This window comes from Ruegeria spongiae (assembly GCF_023502395.1).
Classification (GTDB): Bacteria; Pseudomonadota; Alphaproteobacteria; order Rhodobacterales; family Rhodobacteraceae; genus Ruegeria_C; species Ruegeria_C spongiae.
This window is the reverse complement of the sequence record NZ_JAMFMB010000069.1, coordinates 1-3,195: the sequence shown is the minus strand read 5'-3', so window position 1 is coordinate 3,195 and position 3,195 is coordinate 1. Positions and strand designations below refer to the sequence as shown.

Sequence of the window (3,195 nt, the reverse complement as noted above, 5' to 3'; positions counted from 1 at the left end):
CCGTCGACGACAATCGCGACACCCATGTTGCGCTGTTGCAGGGTACGATGGTGGCGGTTGCGGCTTAGGCCGTCAGGCCTTCTGGTTCTGGCAGGTCGTTGGCGCGGGCTGCGGCTGTGAGGGTGTTGGCCAGCAGGCAGGCGATGGTCATGGGGCCGACGCCTCCGGGGACAGGGGTGATGGCGCCGGCAACCGCGGCGGCGCTTTCGTAATGTACGTCGCCGACGAGGCGGGTTTTGACGCTGCCATCCTCATTGGTCCCTTTTTCCGGCGCGTCGATGCGGTTGATGCCGACGTCGATCACCGTGGCGCCGGGCTTGATCCAGTCACCGGGCACCATTTCCGGACGGCCGACGGCGGCCACGACGATATCGGCGCGGCGCACCACGTCGGCCAGGTTTTTGGTGCGGGAATGCGCGATGGTCACGGTGCAGCTGTCACCCAGCAGCAGTTGCGCCATCGGCTTGCCGACGATGTTGGAGCGGCCCACAACCACCGCGTCCAGGCCCGAGAGCGAGCCGTGATGGTCGCGCAGCATCATCAGGCAGCCCAGCGGCGTGCAGGGCACCATCGATTTCTGGCCGGTCCCCAACAGGCCCACATTCGAGATATGGAACCCGTCCACATCCTTGGCCGGGTCGATCGAATTGATCACCAGATCCTCGTTCAGATGGCCGGGCAGCGGCAGCTGCACCAGGATGCCATGCACCGCCGGGTCCCTGTTGAGCTGGTCGATCAGCGCCAGCAGCACGTCTTCGGGTGTGTCCGCATCCAGCTTGTGTTCGTAAGAGTTCATGCCGACCTCGACGGTCATCTTGCCCTTGGAGCGGACATAGACCTGGCTGGCCGGGTCCTCGCCCACCAGCACCACCGCCAGTCCCGGGGTGATCCCGTGACTTTCCTTCAGCTTCGCCACATGCTCGGCCACCTGCCCGCGTACCTTGGCGGCAAAGGCCTTTCCGTCGATGATCTGCGCACCCATTTCCTCAGTTCCTTCCTAGATATCGGTCCGGGCATGGCTGTCCCGGCAGTGGTCCATCTGCAGTCGCGTCGCACGGACGGCGTTCAGCCCCTGTTGGAGGCCGGTCCGCTGCGCCAGCGCGGTCTCTTGCGGACAGGTGCGGGGCGCGATCCGGGCACCGGCGCGGTCGGCGCTGCGCCCCCGGTTGCGCTCGGAACGTGCCGCCTCCGGGTGCCAATGGCCTTCGTCGATCAATGCTGCCCGCATCGGTGCTCCGCTGTCTGTCGCGCGTCGGTCGCGTTTCAATCGGGGCCGAGCACCTGCTCTTCGCGGGTGATCGACCAGTCAATCAGGATGCGCCAGAGCCGTTCGGCCAGGTCGGGGTCCAGCCCCGCCCCATCTGCCCTGGCGCGAACCTTGGCCACCACCTCTTCGACGCGCGCGGGGATGCGGGCGGGCAGACCTTCGCCGGGTTTCAGCTGCGACGCGCGGTCGATATAGGTCGCGCGTGTCCGCAGCAATTCCACCAGATGCTGGTCAAGCCGGTCGATCTGGACCCGCAGATCCTGCATCGTCTCGCAGTCCTGCGGCGCTTTCAGAGGGGGCATCGAAATCTCCTGCGGCCCGGAACACTCTCCGGGCCACGGGATGTCTTATTTGGCGGCTTAGAACAAGCCCTCGATCTGTCCTGCGTCGTTAAGTCTGATGCTTTCGGCCGCCGGTTTGCGCGGCAGGCCCGGCATGGTCATGATCTCGCCGCAGACCACCACGATAAAGCCCGCACCGGCGCTGAGCCGCACCTCGCGCACCGGAACCGAATGGCCGGTGGGCGCCCCGCGCAAGGACGGATCGGTCGAGAAGGAATACTGCGTCTTGGCCATGCAGACCGGCAGAGTGCCATAGCCCGCCTCTTCCCACTCGCGCAGCTGGTTGCGGATCTTGTTGTCGGCCAGCACCTCATCGGCGCGATAGATGCGCTTGGCGATGGTTTCGATCTTCTCGAACAGCGGCATCTCGTCGGGATAGATCGGCGCGAAGTTGGCGGAGCCGCCCTCGACGATTTCCACCACCTTCTCGGCCAGCGGCGCCGAGCCTTCCGAGCCCAGCTCCCAATGGCGCGACAGCACCGCCTCGACGCCATGCTCGGCGCAATAATCCTGCACCGCCTGCACCTCACCCTCGGTGTCGGTGACGAAGTGGTTGATGGCGACAACCACCGGCACCCCGAAGGATTTCACGTTCTCGATATGGCGGCCGAGGTTGGCACAGCCCGATTTGACCGCATCGGTGTTTTCCGCGCCCAGATCCGCCTTGGCGACACCGCCATTCATCTTCATCGCCCGCACCGTGGCAACCAGCACCACCGCCGAGGGCGCAATGCCGGCCTTGCGGCACTTGATGTTCATGAATTTCTCGGCCCCCAGATCGGCGCCAAAGCCGGCCTCGGTCACCACATAGTCGCAGACCTTGAGCGCGGTCTTGGTGGCAATCACCGAGTTGCAGCCATGGGCGATATTGGCGAACGGGCCGCCATGCACGAAGGCGGGGTTGTTTTCCAGCGTCTGCACCAGGTTGGGCTGCATCGCGTCCTTCAGCAGCACGGTCATCGCGCCTTCGGCCTTGATGTCGCGGCAGTACACCGCTGTCTTGTCGCGGCGATAGGCCACGATGATGTCGCCCAGACGCTTTTCCAGATCCTTCAGATCGGTGGCCAGGCACAGGATCGCCATCACTTCCGAGGCAACGGTGATGTCAAACCCGGTCTCGCGCGGGAAGCCGTTGCTGACCCCACCAAGCGAGGCCGTGATCTGGCGCAGGGCGCGGTCATTCATGTCGACCACCCGGCGCCAGGCGACGCGGCGGATGTCGATCTCGGCCTCGTTGCCCCAGTAGATATGGTTGTCGATCATCGCGCTGAGCAGGCTGTGGGCGCTGGTGATGGCGTGAAAATCGCCGGTGAAATGCAGGTTCATCTCCTCCATCGGAACCACCTGCGCGTAACCACCGCCCGCAGCGCCGCCCTTCATGCCGAAGTTCGGACCCAGCGAGGCTTCGCGGATGCAGATCATCGCATTCTTGCCGATCCGGTTCAGACCGTCGCCCAGACCCACGGTGGTGGTGGTCTTGCCCTCGCCCGCGGGCGTCGGGTTGATCGCGGTGACCAGGATCAGCTTGCCATCCTCGCGGCCCTGGACCGAGTTGATGAAGTCCTGGCTCACCTTCGCCTTGTCATG

At 65.0% G+C, this 3,195-nt stretch carries 4 protein-coding genes; all 4 read right to left on the bottom strand.

Translation table 11 applies throughout. The annotated features are described in order from the left end of the window. Nucleotides 1-64: 64 nt before the first annotated feature. A complete protein-coding gene (gene folD / locus M3P21_RS22190; RefSeq protein ID WP_249713688.1) occupies nucleotides 65-982 on the bottom strand; it encodes a bifunctional methylenetetrahydrofolate dehydrogenase/methenyltetrahydrofolate cyclohydrolase FolD in 918 nt (305 codons plus the stop codon). 15 nt (nucleotides 983-997) lie between these two features. Then, complete coding sequence (locus M3P21_RS22185; RefSeq protein WP_249713687.1) at nucleotides 998-1,228, bottom strand: hypothetical protein; 231 nt, start codon at nucleotides 1,226-1,228, stop codon at nucleotides 998-1,000. Between the two features lie 35 nt (nucleotides 1,229-1,263). Continuing rightward, nucleotides 1,264-1,569 carry a chorismate mutase gene (locus tag M3P21_RS22180; protein ID WP_249713686.1) on the bottom strand — a complete coding sequence of 102 codons (306 nt, stop codon included), beginning with the start codon at nucleotides 1,567-1,569 and terminating at the stop codon, nucleotides 1,264-1,266. A 57-nt stretch (nucleotides 1,570-1,626) separates the two neighbouring features. Continuing rightward, nucleotides 1,627-3,195 (bottom strand): formate--tetrahydrofolate ligase (locus tag M3P21_RS22175; protein ID WP_249713685.1); only part of this gene is annotated, 1,569 nt, incomplete at its 5' end.